This window comes from Variovorax sp. GW821-FHT09D05 (genome assembly GCF_059416325.1).
On sequence record NZ_JBWKOZ010000001.1, the window covers coordinates 36,191 to 55,107 of the forward strand.

Annotated in this window: 11 protein-coding genes; 8 read left to right on the top strand and 3 right to left on the bottom strand. The window is 62.1% G+C overall.

Annotated features, from left to right (window positions below; translation table 11 throughout):
* Nucleotides 1–9 precede the first annotated feature (9 nt).
* Nucleotides 10–966, bottom strand: coding sequence for a S1C family serine protease (locus tag AC07O3_RS00190; protein ID WP_093081601.1), 957 nt, complete (start codon nucleotides 964–966; stop codon nucleotides 10–12).
* Nucleotides 967–1,167: 201 nt separating this feature from the next.
* Here AC07O3_RS00190 and AC07O3_RS00195 point away from each other — a divergent pair, with 201 nt between their 5' ends.
* Complete coding sequence (locus tag AC07O3_RS00195; RefSeq protein WP_093052698.1) at nucleotides 1,168–1,356, top strand: hypothetical protein; 189 nt, start codon at nucleotides 1,168–1,170, stop codon at nucleotides 1,354–1,356.
* A 12-nt stretch (nucleotides 1,357–1,368) separates the two neighbouring features.
* Here AC07O3_RS00195 and AC07O3_RS00200 read toward each other — a convergent pair whose 3' ends face one another.
* A complete protein-coding gene (locus AC07O3_RS00200) occupies nucleotides 1,369–3,048 on the bottom strand; it encodes an alpha/beta fold hydrolase (protein ID WP_495338277.1) in 1,680 nt (559 codons plus the stop codon).
* 219 nt (nucleotides 3,049–3,267) lie between these two features.
* Between AC07O3_RS00200 and AC07O3_RS00205 the strand changes: the two genes are divergently transcribed.
* Entirely contained in the window at nucleotides 3,268–3,534 is a 267-nt protein-coding gene (locus AC07O3_RS00205) for a hypothetical protein (RefSeq protein ID WP_093052692.1), read from the top strand.
* Between the two features lie 34 nt (nucleotides 3,535–3,568).
* On the opposite strand, the gene AC07O3_RS00210 is transcribed toward AC07O3_RS00205, so the two are convergent.
* Nucleotides 3,569–3,775, bottom strand: coding sequence for a hypothetical protein (locus AC07O3_RS00210; protein ID WP_177142348.1), 207 nt, complete (start codon nucleotides 3,773–3,775; stop codon nucleotides 3,569–3,571).
* 292 nt (nucleotides 3,776–4,067) lie between these two features.
* Between AC07O3_RS00210 and AC07O3_RS00215 the strand changes: the two genes are divergently transcribed.
* From AC07O3_RS00215 to AC07O3_RS00240, 6 genes are all read left to right on the top strand, one after another.
* Entirely contained in the window at nucleotides 4,068–13,655 is a 9,588-nt protein-coding gene (locus tag AC07O3_RS00215; protein WP_495338278.1) for a two-partner secretion domain-containing protein, read from the top strand.
* Between the two features lie 16 nt (nucleotides 13,656–13,671).
* On the top strand, nucleotides 13,672–14,508 hold the full coding sequence (locus AC07O3_RS00220; RefSeq protein ID WP_495338279.1) for a hypothetical protein: 837 nt from the start codon (nucleotides 13,672–13,674) through the stop codon (nucleotides 14,506–14,508).
* Between the two features lie 119 nt (nucleotides 14,509–14,627).
* Nucleotides 14,628–15,341, top strand: coding sequence for a YajG family lipoprotein (locus tag AC07O3_RS00225; protein WP_495338280.1), 714 nt, complete (start codon nucleotides 14,628–14,630; stop codon nucleotides 15,339–15,341).
* Nucleotides 15,342–15,453: 112 nt separating this feature from the next.
* Nucleotides 15,454–17,169: a ShlB/FhaC/HecB family hemolysin secretion/activation protein gene (locus AC07O3_RS00230; protein ID WP_495338682.1), complete on the top strand. Its 1,716-nt coding sequence runs from the start codon at nucleotides 15,454–15,456 to the stop codon at nucleotides 17,167–17,169.
* Between the two features lie 7 nt (nucleotides 17,170–17,176).
* The gene (locus AC07O3_RS00235) at nucleotides 17,177–17,791 is read left to right on the top strand and encodes a CC0125/CC1285 family lipoprotein (protein ID WP_495338683.1); all 615 of its coding nucleotides are present in this window, start codon (nucleotides 17,177–17,179) and stop codon (nucleotides 17,789–17,791) included.
* A 293-nt stretch (nucleotides 17,792–18,084) separates the two neighbouring features.
* Nucleotides 18,085–18,810: a hypothetical protein gene (locus AC07O3_RS00240; RefSeq protein WP_426392461.1), complete on the top strand. Its 726-nt coding sequence runs from the start codon at nucleotides 18,085–18,087 to the stop codon at nucleotides 18,808–18,810.
* Nucleotides 18,811–18,917: the final 107 nt, after the last annotated feature.

The window sequence follows — 18,917 nt, forward strand, 5'->3', positions numbered from 1 at the left end:
AGGAGGGGGTCAGCCTGCGGGCGTTACCGTCAGGTAAAAGGGCGTCAGAGTCCCGGCCACGGGCCGCAGCAGCTTGAGCAGCAACGGGCGTCCATACCCTTCGCCCGCCAGCCGCTTGAGCAGGTCGGACAGCTGGGCCAGCGGCACTCCGTCGCAGCCAATGAGGATGTCGCCGCTGCGTAGCCCGTCGCGCGCGGCGGCCGAGCCGGCCACCACCTCGACCACGCGCACCCCGGTGGCCACGGGCCATTCGTTCTCGCGCACCCAACGCCTGGGCAATGCCACGGCCGCGCATTGCACGCCCAGCTTGCCGCGGCGCACCGCGCCATGACGCATCAACTCGCCGGCCACCCAGCGCGCGGTGTCGATGGCCACCGCGAAGCTCAGGCCTTGCGCCGAAGGGATCACCGCCGTGTTCACGCCGATGACCTGCGCCGCGCTGTCCAGCAGCGGGCCGCCCGAATTGCCGGGGTTGAGGGCCACGTCGGTCTGGATCACGTCCTCGATCATCCGGCCGCCCCGCGCGGGCAGGCTGCGGCCCAGCGCGCTCACGATGCCGGCGGTCACGGTGAAGTCGAAGCCCAGCGGATTGCCGACCGCCACGGCCAGCTGGCCGGGTTGCAGCGCGGCGGAACTGCCCAGAGGCAGGAAGGTGCTCGGGTGCGACTCGATGCGCAGCACCGCGATGTCGGTCGAGGCGTCCAGCCCGACCAGGCGCGCGACGCTTTCGGTGCCGTCTGCGAATGCGGCGCGCAGCTCGCTCGCGCCCTCGACCACGTGGGCATTGGTGAGCGTGAAGCCATCGGGCGTGAACAGGAAGCCGGAGCCGCTGCCCTGGCCGCCCGCGCCGCCGCGCTGTGCCTGCTTTCGGACCTTGATGTGGGCGACCGCCGCGCTGGCGGTGTGCGCCACCTGCGTGACGGTGGCCGAGTAGGAGTCAAGAATGAATTCGTCGCGCGCGCCCATGGAGCACCTCTTTTCAGTCGCCAGATCCCAGAGGAAATGGCGGCATGCCGGAGGTTTTCAACCCGGGCACGGGAAGCCGGCAGGGCCATCGTTTCAGTGCCCGGCGTTCATGAAGCCTTCAGCAGAGGCTCAGCGATTCTTCAGCAGCCGCCCGGACACTGGGGCTCCCAAGAACTACACCGACAGCACGGGGAACACAGCTTGAAGCACCTCATTCTTCTGCTTGCAGTCGCCAGCCTTGCGGCCGGCTGTGGCCACGACAACCACCGCCGCAATCGTGACCGCGACCACAACGGCATTCCTGACCGCTATGAACGCAACCGCGACAGTGATGGCGACGGCGTGCCCGATCGCTATGACCGCCGGCCGGACAACCCGCGCAAGTACTGATCGCCTCGTCGCTCAGGGCGCCTTCGGCCGCGACGACGGTTCCCACGAGTCGGGCGTGGTCGCCACCAGCGACTTGAAGTCCTTCCACGGCCGCGCGCCCGGGATGGTGCGCCCGCCGACGATCAGCGACTTCGCGAACACCACCATGCGCTCGCGCAGATAGGCCTGGTCGGATGCGGGCCAGGTCTCGATCGAGTGCGGCCCGCGCGCCAGCACGATCTCTTTCAAGCCGCGGATGCGGTTGTAGGCGGCCACGGTGCCTTCGAGCGTTTCCGCGCGGTCCCACAGGCCCTTGCCGAAGAAGGCGGCGGGCCAGCGGTCCATGCCCGCGAGCGTGGAGGAGTTCGGATAGAACACGATGTGGTGATCGGCCGCCATCCCGCCCAGGAACAGATTGCGGTCGGCCAGGTCGGGCGAGTCGCCCACATAGCCCGCGCCGCTGGCGAACGACGACAGCAATATCGCACCGCGAATGTTCCGCAGGCCCTTGGGTGGCGTGCAGTTGGGCTCGGGCATGTCGAAGCTGCACTGGGCCACGTAGTTTCTTGTCATGGCCCAGGCGGTGGACATCGAGCCGCGCGAGTAGCCGCCGAGCACCAGCGGGATCTCGCTCGATGGCATGCCTGCGAGCAGCTTGCCCCGGGTGGCTTCGCCTTCGAGCACTTCGCCCTGGGGCGTGAGGATGCGCAGCCCGCGCCCGGTTTCCAGCGCCGTGAGCGCGCGGAACACGTCTTCCCCTTGCTCCAGCGTGTTGGTGTCGCTGAAACCGCCCGACAAGCCTTCGCCGCGCCGGTCGTAGGCCAGCACGTCGAAGCCGGCCTGGTTGAGCGCATACAGGTTCTCGCGCCACCAGCGCTGGCCCATGGTCTCGGTGGTCGCGTTGGGAAAGTTGATGGGAATGGTCTTGCCGGTCTTCTCGTCGATGCGGTACGACGCCTCGTCGGGGTGCTGGATGGCCGTGAGCTGCCCGCCGCCTCCCGGCGCCATGATGACCAGCGCGCGCACCTTCTTGCCCTTGCCGCCGTCCACGCCCGCACCTTCGATGTACCAGCCGCGCAGCTTGATGTCGCCGGTCATCTTCAGGTCGATGCGCTCGAAGGTGTCGCGCGGCGCGGTGAACTCGACCACATAGGTGCGGGCGTCGGCCCTGGCGATGCCTTCGCGGTACGGCGCCTTGGCGAAGAAGGCGGGCCGGCGGATCTGCTTCAGGTCGACCTGGCCGTCCGGATCGATCTTGCCGGAGGGGTCGACCACGCCTGTCGATCGCGTGGCGCGTTCCTTGTTGGGCGGCAGCCAGCGCTGCATCTGCGCGTCGATGCGCTTGAAGCACGCCGGGTCTTCCTTGCAGGCGCGCCAGCGGGCCTTGAGCTTGTCGTCGGTGAACTCGGCGATGTGATAGTCGCCGCCCGCATAGCCGGAAGGCGTGGGGTTGGCCGTCATCAGCACCGGCACGCAGACCTTGGTGCCCTTGCTGTTCTTCTGGTCCTGCGGCAGCAGGTAGCCGCTCATCATGGCGTTGCGGTCGGTGCCGACCCAGGCGGTGCAGTCGGTGGGCGGCGGCGTGCTGGCGGTTGCCAGGCGCTGGGCTTCCGTGGGGCCGCTGCATGCTCCCAACAAAAGCAGTGCGGCAGCGAGGCCGGATGCGGCTGCGCGGCGGCGGAGCCGGGCAGGGCGCGTGATCGTTTCGGTCATCGAGTCGGGTGCTCCGGAAAGGCTCCGGGTACAGGAAATCTGGAAGCTGCGATCTTCGCCGGATCGGCGCTGCGCAATGGAAGCCGAAGCCGTTTCCGGATACAAGTTCTCTCCTTGTTGTCTGTAGGACATTTCCTGCACGCGCATGCGAATTTTTCTACTCTTTGCCGTTGCTGCGTGCGCGTCCAATCGCCGCCGCTTCACAAGGAGACAAGAGAGATGAACTTCGAAGGCATCTATTGCTTCGACACCGCGAGCGTGCGATTTGCCTTCTACCCCGAAGGCCCCGGCGGCCCGCGTGTCGTCGCGCAGATTTCCGAGGAAACCCTGCACGACGAATTCGGCGCGCGCGAAGTCGGCGACAGCCTGCTGGAGACATGCAGGCAGCACTTTCACGTCATAGAGCCCGTGGCCGTCGCGCGCTACCAAGCCGAGCCGCATCGGTCCATCACGCTCACGATCGACGACTTCGCACTGCACGCCTGAGCCGCCAGGCTTGAAGGCGCCGTGAGCGATTCAATCAACCGTGCCCGACAGGCGCGCGGTGACGAATCTCGCTCTGCAGCGCACGCTGGCCGGCCGAGAGCGCCAGTTCATAGCTCTCCACAGCGTCATACGCTTTGCGCAGCACGCGCGGGTGCGTGCCCTTGTCGTCGGTTTCGAGCAGCTGCCAGACAAAGGCGCCCGGCAGCGGTTCTTCGATGGTGAGTTCGATGGGGTGTGTCATGGGTTTCACCATGGCGCGGCGGGAGAGTCTTGTCTGTAGGTCGGCGGCGACGGCTGCTGCGCGAAGGCGGGGCAAACGCCGGGCATCCGGGCGCAATTTCACCGGCACGCGGTGGCGGCGCAGCCAAGTAATTCATATGCATTACATCGCCCGAAAAACCTTCGACTTAATCTTACAAAGCGTGACTAAATGCCTTGCTGAGATGTAACGCTATCCCATAATCGCGCCCCTGCAACGCGTGTCTAGACACAAATGTGTTGCGGATTAACAAAGATTTGAGGGAGCGCTAAACATGAATCGGCACTTGCACCGCGTTGTTTTCAATGCGGCCAGAGGTATGCGTATGGTGGTCCAGGAGACGGCCACCAGTACCGGCAAGGGTGCGAGCAAGGCGACGACCGCAGCGGGCGCCATGGCCATCGCCGGCGTGCTGATGGCAACGTCGGCACATGCACAGATCGTCGGCGCGCCCAATGTGCCGGGCAATCTTCGCCCGACGGTGCTGGTGGCGCCCAACGGCGTGCCGCTGGTCAACATCCAGACTCCTTCGGCCGCAGGCGTTTCGCGCAACGTCTACAACCAGTTCAACGTGGGCGCGAACGGCGCGATCCTGAACAACAGCCGGGTGAACGTGCAGACCCAACTGGGCGGGTTCGTTCAAGGCAATCCTTACCTCGCAACGGGGCCGGCGCGCATCATCCTGAATGAAGTCAACGGCGGCTCGCCGAGCCAGCTTCGCGGGTACATCGAAGTGGGTGGCCAGCGCGCCGAAGTGATCATTGCGAACCCGGCCGGCATCAGCGTGGACGGCGGTGGCTTCATCAACGCCTCGCGGGCTACGCTCACCACAGGGACGCCGCAGTTCAATGCGATCGGGGGGCTTGATAGCTTCCTCGTGCGCGGCGGCACCGTCACCGTCGATGGTGCGGGGCTCGATGCGAGCAAGACAGACTACGCGGCCATCCTGGCGCGTGCCGTGCAGGTCAATGCTGGTATCTGGGCGAGCGAGCTCAAGGTGGTGACTGGTGCGAACGAGATCAGTGCCGATCACAGCCAGATCACGCCGACGTCAGGCACTGGTGCTGCTCCGACCTTTGCGCTCGACGTTGCGGCGTTGGGTGGCATGTATGCGAACAAGATTTCGCTGATTGGGACTGAGGCCGGTCTGGGGGGGCGCAATGCCGGCAGCATCGGCGCGAGCGCTGGGAACCTGGTCGTCACGGCATCGGGGCGGCTGGAGAACACCGGCACGCTGGAAGGCCAGAGCGTGCAGCTTGCCAGTACTGCGGGTGACATCGACAACCGCGGGGGGACGATCCGCCAGACGAGCAGCGCGTCGCTGGATATCTCGGCACCGGCGTTGAGCAATACCAATGGCGGCGTGATTGGACTCGAACCCGCGCCGGTCTCGACGGCGGGTACGGGCGGCTCTATTGGGGCCGGCGGCCGCACGAGCGCGGGCGGCACTGCGAGCACGTCCACGGCCAGCGGTGGTTCCAGCACGGGTTCGGGTACCGGTGGCACGACCGCTCCTGCGGCGTATGTACCACCATCGCCCGGCGCCATCACAGCGACCGGTGCCATCCTGAACGACGGCGGCAAGATCTACGCCGGTGGTCCGATCACGCTGCAGAGCGCCAACATCAACAACAAGGGCGGCACGCTCAGCGTCGCGAGCATGGCGGTCAACCAGCCGACATTCGACAACCACGGAGGAACACTGAACGTCAGCAACGGCTTCAGCGCCAAGGTGGAGCGCTTCGACAACACGGGCGGCAAGCTCAATGCAGGCAGCCTGACCATCGCCACCAGCGGCGACCTGATCAATACAGACGGCACGCTCACGAGCGCCACCGATGCCAACCTCACGGTGGGCGGCAAGGTCGAGAACACGCGGGGCACGGTCTCGGCGACGGGCGCACTGACCGCCAACGTCACCGGAGCGACCACAAACAGCGCCGGCACCCTGGCTTCCAATCAAGGGCTGACGCTGAACACCAGCTCGCTGGAGAACACCAACGGCAGCGTTCAGTCCGCACAGGCCGGCGTGCAGCTCGGGGTGACCAACGCCTTGACCAATGGCAGCGGCGGCAGCATCAACGCGGCCACCGACCTGGGCATCCAGGTCGGCTCGCTTGCCAACGGTGGCAGCCTGCGCGGTGGCAACGATGCCAACATCGCGGTTGGCAGTGCACTCACCAGCGACGGCAGCATCACGGCAGGCCGCAACGCCACGATCACCGCCGGCAGCGTGCAGAGCGGGACGCCCAGCGTGCTCGGTGCGGGCATCCAGAACGACGGCAAGCTTGGCGGGGCTGGCGACCTGCGCGTGACCACCACCGGCGCACTGGTCGCCAACGGCACGAATCTCGCGGCCGGCAGTACCACTCTGCAAGGCGCGAGCGTCGATCTCTCGGCCAGCCAGACCAGCGCAGCCAACATCGCGGTCACAGCCACACAGGGCAATGTCACCACCAGCAAGGCCACAGTGGTTGCCCCCGACACTCTGGCGATCACCGCCAACAGCAACGCCGCGCAAACCCTCGTCAACGACGCTGGCCAGCTCAGCGCCGGCCAATTGCAAGTCAATGTCTCGAATCTCGCGAACACGAACAATGCCGAGATCGTGCAAACCGGTACGGGTGCGACGACCATCGCCATCAGCGGCACGCTGAACAATGACGGCAGCCGCATCGCCAGCAATGGCCAGGATTTCACGCTGCAGGCTACGGCCATCACCAGCAATGGAGGCAAGATCGAGCATGCCGGCCCCGGCATCCTGACCATCGCAGGCGGCAGCTTCAATGGTGCCAACGGCCAGATCACGACGAACAACGCGTTGGTCGTCGCCATGTCAGGGGCCTTCAACCAGGACGGTGACAAAGCCGCAACCAGTGCCAAGCAAATCACCATCGACGCCGGCTCCTTGAGCAGTCGCAGTGGCCGGATAGTCCAGACCGGCGCCGATGCCATGCGCATCACCGTCGTTGGCGCATTGGACAACAGCAATGCGGGTGTCGTTGCCAGCAATGGCAACACGACCATCGCAGCCGGCAGTTTGTTGAACCAAGGCGGTTCCATCCGCACTGCGGAAACGTCCAGCCTCGCCCTGAACGTGGGCGGTCTGCTCGACAACAGCAACAAGGGCGTGATCGGCGCCGGCGGCAACACCACCATTGCGGCGGGCAGCTTCAACAACAACGCCGGCAGTGCGACCGCGGTCGGCGACCTCAACGCCACCATCGCCAGCGCGGCCACGAATGCAGGCGGCACCCTCGCGGCCAACGGCAACACCGCGATCACCGCCGCCAGCCTGGACAACAGCGCGGGGACAACAGGCGCCGTCAATGGCAATCTGACGGTCACGACCACAGGCACGACGACCAATACGGGTGGCGCCCTGCAAGCTGGCGGCGTCACCACCTTGAGCAATGGCGGTCTGGTCAATCAAGGCGGTAAGGTTTTCGGCAACAGCCTGACAGTCGACACGCATAGCAACGTGTTGGACAACAGCGCCAAAGGCACGCTGGCTGCGACCACAACGGTCGATGTGACGTCCGGCCTCCTGAACAACGACACGGGCCTGGTTCAGTCCGGTGGTGCCATGACTATCGACACGAATGGCAAGGCGCTGACCAACACCAATGCTGCGGGCTACACCACGAACCAGGGCGGCATCACCAGTGCCGACACACTCACCCTGAAGAACGTAGGGGCCGTGACCAATACGGCTGGCTTTATCGCCTCGAAAAATGCGCTGGACGCCAAGACCCAAGCGTTTTCCAACGACAACGACGGCGAAGTGTTCAGCCAGTCCAGCGTCACGATCAACACCAACGGCGCGAGCTACACCAACAACGGCGGAAAGACTCGGGCGGTGGGTGATCTCTCGATCAACGCCGGGGATATCCAGAACGCCAGCGGCCTCGTGCGCTCGCTTGCAACCACCACGCTGAATGCTGCAAGCATCGTCAATACAGACACGCTGATTTCAGACAAAGGCATCGAAGGCCAGAATGTTGCCATCGGCGTTGGCGATCTGAACAATGCCTCCGGAGCCATTCGCGCTAACGTTGACGCCACCATCACCAGCGGTGGAACGCTGACCAACACAACAGGTGGTCTGATCTCCGCTGGCAACACGCTAGGCATCGTCGACCCGAATCGCGCAAATCCCGTCGCCAAGACGCTGAGGGTCGTGAACACAGGCGGGACTCTGGTTGCAGGTACGGCCGCCGTGCTTGGCACGGACGGCAAGGTCCAGACTGCAGCCTTCGGAAAGCTGGACATCGACGCGAAGGGCTTCAGTGGCGACGGCACGACCGTGGGCGTTAATGACCTGAGCATCGCCCTAGTGCAGGACGTGACGAACAGCGTCGACGTCAAGGCCGGGCGCAATCTGACCTACGCGACCACCGGCAATCTGACCAACAATGGCAAGCTGCTCGCGGGTGGCACGGTCACGGCCAGCGGCAACGATGTCGAGAACAAAGTCAACGCGGAGATCTCGGGCACAGACACCATCGTCAATGTCAGCGAGACGTTGACCAACCGTGGCCTGATCGATAGTCAAGGAAACACGCAGATCAATGCGGGAACGCTGACCAACATCGGCACCGGCCGAATATACGGCGATACGGTTTCCATCGCGGCGGGCACGGTCAACAACGATGCTGAGACGGTCGGCGGTGCCACCAAGGCGGCCACCATCGCGGCGCGCGGTGACCTCGACATTGGCGCCAATACGATCAACAACCGAGACAATGCGCTCATCTTCAGCTCTGGCGGCATGTACATCCGCGGCGCTCTGGATTCCAAGCGCCATGCCACCGGCAAGGGCGGCGTGCTCAACAACGAGAGCGCCAGCATCGAATCGCTGGGTGAGATGTCCATCGCCATGGGCAGTATCAACAACGTCGACACGCATCTGAAGGTTGCGACCAACAGCAGCACCGTATCGGTCGCCAGCATCATCACGATGGACGGGAAATCCTGGGAGCCTTTCGATGCGCAAGGCAACCCCATCACGTGGGGCGATCCCAGTACGCGCTTGGTCTACCACAAGGCCGCTGATGGCACTGTCAGTGTCATCGGCAAAGGCTGGACCAACGCCGTCACCAACATCGCCGTCAAGGAAGACTCGGTAGCGCCCGGGACCGACGATCCATCGCGCATCGTCTCTGGCGGCAACATGACCCTTGATGGACATGTCTATAACCGCGACAGCCAGATCATGGCGGGTGGGGACCTGAATGCGTCCGATGTCGATAACCAGGCGACACCCGGTAAGCGCGATACCTCCACGAGCGCGGTATGGATTGGCTACAACCCCAATCGCCCCGGCAAGCCGCCCGAGGCGCCGATCATCATTCCTCCGACAACGACGACCGACACGTACAAGCTCACCGACTACCAGCCTCAAGAGCATCTGAACGCCACCAGGGGATACAACGCTGGCGTCGCGGGCTATACCACCGTTAATGGCACAGCCGGTGGCACAGGTGGCGTCGCCACTGGCGAGCGCCAGAGGGCCGTCGTCGAAGTTCCTTCCAACGTGAACGGCGTTGTTAAGACGAGCGGGTCCAGTGCTGGTGCAGCGGCGGGGGCCGATGGAGCAGGCAATGCCGGCAGCCAGACTGTGCCGATGGTGGTTCGCACCAGCATGCCCAACATCACCGTTCCTCAAGCCAGCCTGTTCAGCGTAAACACAGGGGGACGGTACCTCATCGAGACGGACCCGCGCTTTGCAAACTATCGGCAGTGGCTCAGCAGCGACTACCTCCTGAACAGCCTGGGCCTTGATCCGAACAACATCCTCAAGCGACTGGGTGACGGCTTCTACGAGCAGAAGCTGATTCGTGAACAGGTGGCCCAGTTGACGGGCTATCGTTTCCTCGATGGCTACTACAGCGACGAAGAACAGTACGCGGCACTGATGGGTGCCGGCGCGACCTTCGCTAAGGAATACGGCCTGCGCCCTGGCATCGCTCTCACGCCGGCGCAGATGGCACAGCTCACCAGCGACATCGTTTGGCTGGTTGAGCAGACAGTGACCTTGCCGGACGGCTCGACTCAACAGGTTCTGGTTCCGCAGGTCTACGTTCGTGTGCGCCCCGGGGACATCAACGGCAACGGCGCCGTGCTCAGTGCCGACAGGATCAATATCAAGGGCAGCGGCGACCTCGTCAACACAGGCACCATCGCTGGGCGCACGCTGGTCGAGATCAACGCCGACAACATCAACAACCTGGGTGGCCGTATCAGCGGTGGCGGCGTAACGCTGAATGCCAAGGCCGATCTGAACAACATCGGCGGGACCATCGACGCCCGCGACAGCCTGAAGATCGATGCGGGCCGCGATGTCAACATTCGCAGCACCACCCAGACCAACGGATTCAACACGAACGTGGACCGCATCGCGGGCCTCTATGTGACGAACCCAGGTGGTCGATTGGTTGCGAGCGCTGGCCGCGACGTGAATCTGATCGGCGGGATCATCTCCAACCAGGGGGTAGGTAGCTACACGTCGATCACAGCGAAGAACGACATCAACCTGGGCACAGTGACCGAGACCCGAGCGATGATGGGCGTCAGCTCCAGCACGTCGATGGCGATGGCTAGTTCGCAAGAGCTCGGAAGCACCATCACCACGAACGGCACCACCGTGCTCCGAGCGGACCGGGATGTCAATGCGCGTCAGGCTACCGTGGATGCAGGCAATGGTCTGCTGAGCGTGCACGCGGACCGTGACATCAATATCGAGGCGGGCGAGGCCAGGGTTCTAGGCAACTACTCCGCCCAGTGGTCGGACAAGAAAACCTTCAGCCGCACGGACAACAAGCTTTCGGGTAATTTCGACAATTCGACGAGTGTGGGCAGCAAGTTTTCTGGTGGGGTTGTCGCTCTTGGCGCCAAGAACGACATCAACATCATCGGTTCCAGCATCAGCGGCAAGGACGGTGTTGCCGTGATGGCCGAGCGTAACCTCAACATTGTCGAGGGCCGTAATACCTCTAACGTCAGCGTTGAACTGGATCAACAAAAGAGAGGCATCAGCGCGCTCGGCGCCGCCATGGGGTTTGTGATGCCCTCCGGCAAGGCAACGACCACGGGCGTTGAGATCAAGTCCGATACCGCTGCACCGAGCACTATCACCAGCAACAACGGCGGCATCCTGCTGCAAGGCAACAACGGTGTTTTCCTTCAGGGCGTGCAGGTCGATGCGGCAAAGGATGTCTCGATCCTGGGCGGCAACGTCGTCATTCAAGCTGCCACGGACAAGCAATCTGTGACCGGGAAAACTAGCAGTAAGAGCGCTTGGTATGACTTCGGCAGCATGGCCATCCTCAAGGATGTCGGCAAGGGAATTAAAGCCCGGGAGACCACCGCCACAGAGGTCGATACCACGACCTTGACCCGTACCAACATCAACGGCGCGAACGTCAGCATCGCTGCCGCCGATACGCTGGCGTTGGCGGGTACGACGATCAATACCCCGGGCAAGGTGAGCTTGATCGCGGACACGTTGTTGATGGGAACACAGACAGCGGAGCAGACCACGCGCACGACCAGTCAAGGGCGCGACATGGTGTATCAGGTCGTGAGGGACAACGGTCGCACTGACCAGACGACGAACTACAACCAGATCAACGCAGGGAGCCTGTCCGTCACGGCGAATCATGTGCAAGCCGGCTTGGGCGCTCGTGACAGCATCGAAGGGCTGTCCAAGCAGCCGGGCATGAGCTGGATGAACCAACTTGCGAACGACCCCAAGCTAAGCGGAAAGATCGATTGGCAGAAGGTCGATGAGATCCACAAGACATGGAATTACGATAAGCAGGGGCTGACGCCAGAAGGTGCGGCCATCGTGTCGCTGGTCGTGACCTATCTCTCCTGGGGCACCGCGCAAGGCCTTGGGCAAGCGGTTGGCGATGCGGCTGCTACTTCGGTGACGGGAGGCGTCGCCGCCCTTGGGGAAGGTGGATTCATCGCGGCCGGCGGGGTGACCATTTCCACTGCGGTGGGCGGTGCTGTCACGGCCGGCATCACTGCGCTTGCAAGCCAGGCATCCATTGCACTGATCAACAACCAGGGCGATATCGCCGGGGCTCTGCACGATCTGGGTAGCAGCGCCAATGTGAAGAACCTGCTGACGGCTATCGTCACGGGTGGCGTTCTCGGCGCCATGGACCTCAATCCCACGGGCGCCCCCACACTACAAGGCGGTGCCCAGCCCTTCATGAATCAACTTCAGCAGAACCTGACAGCGGGGGCTGCACGGGCGGTGATTGGAACGGCGATCAACGGGGGGAGTTTCGAGAAAAACCTGAAAGACAGTCTGAAGAATGCCATCCTCGACACTGTGGCTGCGCAAGCCGCCTACGCGATTGGGGACTTGACCAAAAAGGACGGCGTCCTCGACGACTTCACCAACAAGGTGGCGCACGCGATTGCGGGTTGCATGGTCGGAGCCGTTCGGGCCGACAACGCGGCTGGCTGTGGCGCTGGCGCCTTGGGGGCGGCAATCGGCGAACTCGCGGCAGAAGCCTACGGTCGTCAGGTGGATACGACGCAGTTCGCAGCCTTGATCGCCGGTCTCGCCGTGGCCGTGACGGGAGGCGATGCAGCGCAAATCAACCTTGGTAGCCAAGCAGGGAGCAATGCGGCGGCCAACAACTATCTCTATCACGATGAAGCAGCAATGCGGGATCGTCTGATGCAGGAGAAGGCTGCCTGCAAGACTCAGGAATGCCGCGATCAGAAGCAGGCTCAGATCAACGCCTGGAACGCCGTGGACCGAGCACGTGACCGTGATGTCAAGACAGCCTGCACGAATCCTGCGACCAAGGACGCCTGTGCGGGGCTCTATGCTGATCTGCAAAACGCAAGCGCTTCTTATGACCCGACGCGCGGCAATCCCTTGGTCCCTGTTTCCGTGCGCGCGGAAGGCGAGAGCATTCAGATGGATCTGCGTGAATACGCCTTTGCGCAGGCCTATCCGAAGACATATGGTGCCCTCACCGCCGGAGTGAATACGGTTGAAGGGCTTCCTGGCGCACCAGTGTTCCTCCTCATGCTCAGCATAGGTGCAGCCTCAGGGGATCCTTCGGCGTGGAGCGCATTGGCAGACATTGCTGAAAAGGTCGCTGTTACTGTCACGGACCTGCCCGCCGCTGTAAACGCAAAGCTCGATGAGGCAAACGCCGCAGAAGCCGCAGGAAATACAACGAAAGCTACCGAGATTCGAGCTCAGTTGGTGCTCGATGGCACGTTGGGGGCTATCGGCACAAAATCATTGCTGAATGCGATGGGTTGGACCGGCTTGGCGACGAGGCCGATACTGAGTCCGATCTCTGCTGTGGCGGACTTTGATGGCATCAAGATGCCCACTTTCCAAGCGGATGCGAAGTATGCCTATGTGCGCGACTCGAATTTCCAGCTTACAGGCCGGAACCTGGAAGCTTCTGCCTTGCAGTTGGTGAAAGAGGAAAATGGGGCTAACTTCATTGGGTCTTTTGCTACCAAGATTGGGAATACGGACAATGGCTTCGATCTTGGCTACGCCAAGATGGTTAACGGCAAGCCTCAGCTTGTTATTGGTGAGGCCAAGGCAGGAGATTCTGCACTGAGTGCATTGGGGGAGAATCGCGAACTCACGCTGAAAAAGAATTTGGCGAAGCTCCAAGAAAGTATTGAGTCTTCTACTCTAGGTAGTGATGTAAAAATAACCTTACTTACACAGCTTGAAAATAAGACATATCAGGTTGAGTTGTATGTTGGGCCAACAAATGCCGCCAAGACCGCCGCGAAGATCGATGATGTTTTGATTGGTCGAATGGGAAGTCGGCCGGCACGGATTATTCAGTTTCAACAAGAATAGGATGGAGGTTAATTGAATGGGATTCAAAGATGCATGGCGTATTCAAATCGAAAACGAAATCAACAGAGAAGGTGGTTTCGTAAAAGTAGTTGAGAGAAAAAATGCAGATGGCTTCTACGCCTATGGCGACTGGTCTAAGCTGGCGATGCCTGAAGGGTTGAGTCGCGACTTTCAATACGCCATTGAAATAGCCCTTGGCAACTTCAATCACCCCTATGTTCAGAAATTCTTGAACTGGGCGATCGAAGGCCTGGAGAAAGCACTGGTCGACCCGCGTTTCGAGACCGACGACCCCAAGGTGCGAGGCTGGAAGATCGATGGCATTTTTCCTGGCAATCACGGTCAGGTACTGGTGGCCTTGGCGCTTGCGCGAGGGATGAGGGACAACGCTGAGCCTGACACGGCGATGCTGGCTCAAGGTGCGCGTGAGATCGCGCAAACTGAGCTGGAGTCAGGCAGCTATTGGATTCAAGGGCAAAGTGGCTACATGCGTGCGATCAACCTGCTGTTGATTGCCGGCGAAGTTGCCGAGGCCAAGGCGATGTTCAAGACGCGCAAGAAGTTCGCGTACACACAACAGCATTTCGACTGGCTCAAGGCTTTCGTGATGGCGATTCCCGACGAGCCGCCACACGTGCTGACCGACCCTGCGATGCGCGAGCACTTCCAAGGAAAGTTCGACATGTACCGCAACCCCGTCTATGCCGCACCATCGACGGACGATAGAGGTGGCAACCTGACTGGGAGTATCACGATGCTTCGACTGGAGCTTGCGATCCTGAAACAGCGCTACTTGCTTGGCTTGCCATTGGCCGGTCAATGGGAGCAAACCGTCGCTCACATCAGCGAATGAGTTTTCCTTCAGCGGAAGAGAATTTCTGTGGGCATATTGAGGCTTGCCCATTCGCTCTAAATATATCCAACCGGGGCGACGGCATTCTGAACGCCCGCTGACTTCGGATCATTTTTTCCATGCGCATCAACTTCTTTGCCTCTCTTCTTGCCTTCGGCCTGCTAGTCGGCTGCGCCCGATCTCCTGTCTCACCTACGCCGCAAGCGCCGGTAACACGGATCGTTGTGGTTCCTGTCGCCCCCATCGACAAGATGCACACGGAAAACAAGGGAATTCCGCTCGGGGTCTTGTGGCAGTCGATAGCTGATCGCATCAAGAGTTCGGATTTCAACGAGCGCATGGAGACCGCACGCAAGGACATGGGACCAAAACTGACGGCGGCGCTGGTCCGGCAACTGATTGTGCAAGGCTATGAAGCGCAGGCGGCGGACGGCACGGCAGGACAACCAGCCGGATCGAGCGTCGATGAAAGCAGGCTGCCTCCAACCGATGCTGTGCTGCGCATCTCGCTCAACGAGGTCGGTATGTATTCCGCGCGTTTCTCGAAAGACTATGTGCCTCGCGTCAATCTGAGCGCCTATCTGACGCGAGGCCAGACGGAAGACAGCCTTTACAGCGAGACGCTTTACTACGGCGCCGATGCAAGCGGCGAAGCGTCATGGAGCGTGCCCGCAAACCCTGACCATCACTGGTCGAGTTTCAATGAAATGTTCGAGCACCCGAAGCAGATCGCTGAGAGCTATGACTACGCGGTCAATGCTCTAGCGAAAAAGATCGTGCAGAACATTCGTGCGCAGGCTCCGCCAACTGCTGCACGGGCTGCGGGGTCTTGAGGCTTTAGCAGAGTCGAGCCACTAGATTTTCAGCGCTGGGCGCGTTGCCTGCGCAATGCATCCAGATAGAAGAAACAACCGGGGAGAGAACTTGAAAATGAATTCGCGTGCCATGCTGGCCGGCGTGCTGTTGGGCGGCCCACTGTTGGCGCATGCCCAGGTCCCCAGTACGCCGCAACCCTTCGTCGAGCAGCAACGCCAGCAAGAACGCGAACGCGCTTTGCGTGAGCAGAACGAACGCACCGTCGACCAGCGTCTGCAGGCCGCGCCGCCAGCACCGGCTCAACGCATCCCCGAATCCGAGTCCCCGTGCTTCCGCATCGACCGCGTGCTGTTGGTCGGTGAGCAGTCGGAATCGTTCCAGTGGGCTGTTGCTGATCTGTCGGGGCCCGATGGCAACGATTCCCCGGTCGGTCGCTGCCTCGGCACGGCTGGCGTCAACGTGGTTCTTGCACGTGCGCAGCAAGCCGTCATCGCACGCGGCTACGTCACCACCCGCGTGCTGGCTGCGCCGCAGGATCTCTCTGTCGGCACACTGACCCTCTCGCTGGTGCCTGGCCGCATCGCAGCCATTCGGACAACGCCCGATTCTTCTTCCACGCTGCTCGGCAGCTCCGCCTTGCTGGCCGCGGCCGTTCCCGCGCGTGCCGGCGATCTCCTGAACCTGCGCGACATCGAGCAGGGCCTGGAGAACCTCAAGCGCGCACCCACGGCCGAAGCCGACATCCAGATCGAACCGTCCTCCGCTGCCAATGCACGCCCTGGCGACAGCGATCTGGTGGTCAAGTACATCCAGGCCAAGAAGTGGCGCGTCACCCTGAGCCTGGACGACAGCGGCACCGAAGCCACAGGCCGCTACCAGGTCGGCGCCACCCTGTCCCTCGACAACCCCTTCGGCCTGAACGACCTGTTCTACGTCAGCGCCAACCACAACATCAACAACCACGTCTTCAGCGACCCGGCCAAGGGCACCGAAGGCCAGACCGTCCACTACTCGCTGCCTTACGGCTACTGGCTCCTGGGCTTCACCGCCTCCAACAGCCAGTACCACCAGAGCGTGGCCGGCCTGAACCAGGACTACGTCTACGCCGGCAAGTCCAACAACGCCGAGGTCAAGCTCTCGCGCTTGCTCTACCGCGACCAGAGCCGCAAGACCACGGCGGCTATCAAGGGCTGGCGCCGCGAGTCGCGCAATTTCGTGGACGATACCGAGGTCGACGTGCAGCACCGCGTGGTCGGCGGGTGGGAGCTCAGCCTGAACCACAAGGAGTTCATCGGCGAAGCGACGCTCGAAGGCACGCTGGCCTACAAGCGCGGCACCGGTGGCTTCGGTTCCCGCGTTGCACCGGAAGAGGAGTTCGGCGAGGGCACTTCGCGCCTGAAGCTGTACACGGCCGATGTAACCCTCAACGCGCCGTTCAAGTTTGGTGAGCAGAAGCTGCGCTACTCCGGCCTGATCCGTGCGCAGTGGAACCGCACGCCACTGACGCCGCAGGACCGATTCGCCATCGGTGGGCGCTACACGGTGCGCGGCTTCGATGGAGAGACGAGTCTGCTGGGTGAGCGCGGCTGGCTCATCCGTAACGACATCGGCTGGGCAATGGGGCAGAGTGGGGCGGAACTCTACACAGGCATGGACTACGGCCATGTGGGCGGACGTTCGACGGTTGACCTTCTTGGCCGCAGCCTTGCCGGCGCAGTCTTCGGTCTGCGCGGCCAATGGAGCAAGCTGAGCTACGACTTCTTCGTCGGTGCGCCGATCAGCAAGCCCGAGGGCTATCGCACTGCGAAGGTCACGCTGGGCTTCAATCTCAACGCAAGCTTCTGATATGCCGATGATTTTTTCAACTAGACCTTTGTTCGCTGTAGTTGTTGCTGGAGGCATCCTGCTGCCGGGATGTAGCAGCCTGCCGCCAACGCCTTACCGCGCCGCCCCTCCAGGCGATGGCACGTATGGATACAGCACCATGCACATCGAAGGAGACATCTACCGGATCGACTTCTATGGATCACCGGCAACGACCTCACGGACCGCCAGGGTGTTCGCCTTCTATCGCGCGGCAGAGCTTGCAGAGGAACACGGTGCGCCCGCTTTCAGGATCGTCCAAGGTGAAGTGGATCGCTCCATTCTGGACGGTACCGAAGTCTTTTCATGGTCCGACTCGTTCCCCGAGTTGCCTCTCGGCAGGCTAGCGGTAAACCGTGAGGACGGTGCCCATGCGGCAACCCTGCAAAAGGTCGCTGGAACGAGGTACATCCCTGTTCCGATCTACATCACCCCGCCAGGCCAAGCGCAGCGGGACGCAGACGAGAAACAGGTCTCCAAGCTCACCATCCTGCGCGTGCAAATGCTTCGAGAACTTCCGGCATCGCTTGATGACAAGGCGTTCATGACGCGCGAAGTGCTCAACAAGCTCGGGCCGCGCATTGTGCGCATGAGCTCCACATGATTTCCGCATGCGACATGTGGTGAAGTCGACGCGCGTCAGGTCGTCGAGTGCTCGTTGTCCAAGCAATGCGAGAAGGTCGTGAAGATCACTAGTGGCCGCTTGCCCAAGAGCAAGGCCGGCGCGGAAGTCGCCCGCATATGCAACTTCCACTGAGGCAAGTACCAAGTGGTGAAGGATCAGTGCTTCGAGTTCCAGTGACCGGGCAAACGATCGCGGTTGCCTGGAGCAGACGACCACACACCTGAGAAGTCGCCAATCGGCCTCAGACAATTTCAGAACCTTATGGGAACTCAATGAAACGCATCATTTCCATCTGCGCCATCGCAGTCATGCTCGTCGCGTGCGCTGGCCGGCCCAAGCAGGCGACCAATGAAGAACCGGAACCACTGTCGCATCCCCGGGTAGAGATCGTCTACAACGCCAAGTCCGAACTGGTGGTTCTGGATACTGGTGCCACGCCGACGGTCGGGCTCGGCGGCTTGTTCGGACCAGTGGGGGTGCTGGTGGCGATTGGTGCGGACGCTGCCAGCCGCAGCAACTCGATCAACCAGGTCGCGAGCCGCAGCAAACGCTTTCACCAGGCGGTAGAGGATGGCCAGGGCGAACTGATGCTCCACCGGGAATACGCCGAACGCCTGGCCGAAGCCATGCGTGCAACGGGTCGCGAGGTCAAGCTCACACCAAGCGAGCGCGCCACCGGCGCTGCGCGCAAGATGGAACTCGCCGGTCTGACGGCCACCCCAGGCTATGAGGTGATGCTGCTGCGCATCACTGCCGGCTATGGAGCGCCGAGTTTGACATCGGACTTCCGGCCCGTCATTTCCGTGGAGTACGCACTGCGCGACGAGAAGCTGCAGCCCATCACGTGGAACTCCATCACGTCAAATCGGGGCAGTCCCAGCTATTTCTCCTATGACACCGTGCTGAAGGAAAACAAGGCAGCATATGAGGGCCTGCGCCAGGAACTGTTCTCCACCGTCGGGCGGGTGATGAGCAACGATTTCCCAAAGCAGGAATAGCGTTCTCACGGATCGAAGACAGCCGATCTAAAAAGACGGCGATGCGCCTCTGTCTGAATCCGGCAGGGCCAACGCCATTGCCGCATGCTCTTGCTCTGTACGCATGA

Coding starts and splice junctions, on each gene's coding strand:
- AC07O3_RS00190 (WP_093081601.1), bottom strand. CDS start 966: ATGGGCGCGCGCGACGAATTCATTCTTGACTCCTACTCGGCCACCGTC.
- AC07O3_RS00200 (WP_495338277.1), bottom strand. CDS start 3,048: ATGACCGAAACGATCACGCGCCCTGCCCGGCTCCGCCGCCGCGCAGCC.
- AC07O3_RS00205 (WP_093052692.1), top strand. CDS start 3,268: ATGAACTTCGAAGGCATCTATTGCTTCGACACCGCGAGCGTGCGATTT.
- AC07O3_RS00210 (WP_177142348.1), bottom strand. CDS start 3,775: ATGACACACCCCATCGAACTCACCATCGAAGAACCGCTGCCGGGCGCC.
- AC07O3_RS00215 (WP_495338278.1), top strand. CDS start 4,068: ATGAATCGGCACTTGCACCGCGTTGTTTTCAATGCGGCCAGAGGTATG.
- AC07O3_RS00220 (WP_495338279.1), top strand. CDS start 13,672: ATGGGATTCAAAGATGCATGGCGTATTCAAATCGAAAACGAAATCAAC.
- AC07O3_RS00225 (WP_495338280.1), top strand. CDS start 14,628: ATGCGCATCAACTTCTTTGCCTCTCTTCTTGCCTTCGGCCTGCTAGTC.
- AC07O3_RS00230 (WP_495338682.1), top strand. CDS start 15,454: ATGCTGGCCGGCGTGCTGTTGGGCGGCCCACTGTTGGCGCATGCCCAG.
- AC07O3_RS00235 (WP_495338683.1), top strand. CDS start 17,177: ATGATTTTTTCAACTAGACCTTTGTTCGCTGTAGTTGTTGCTGGAGGC.
- AC07O3_RS00240 (WP_426392461.1), top strand. CDS start 18,085: ATGAAACGCATCATTTCCATCTGCGCCATCGCAGTCATGCTCGTCGCG.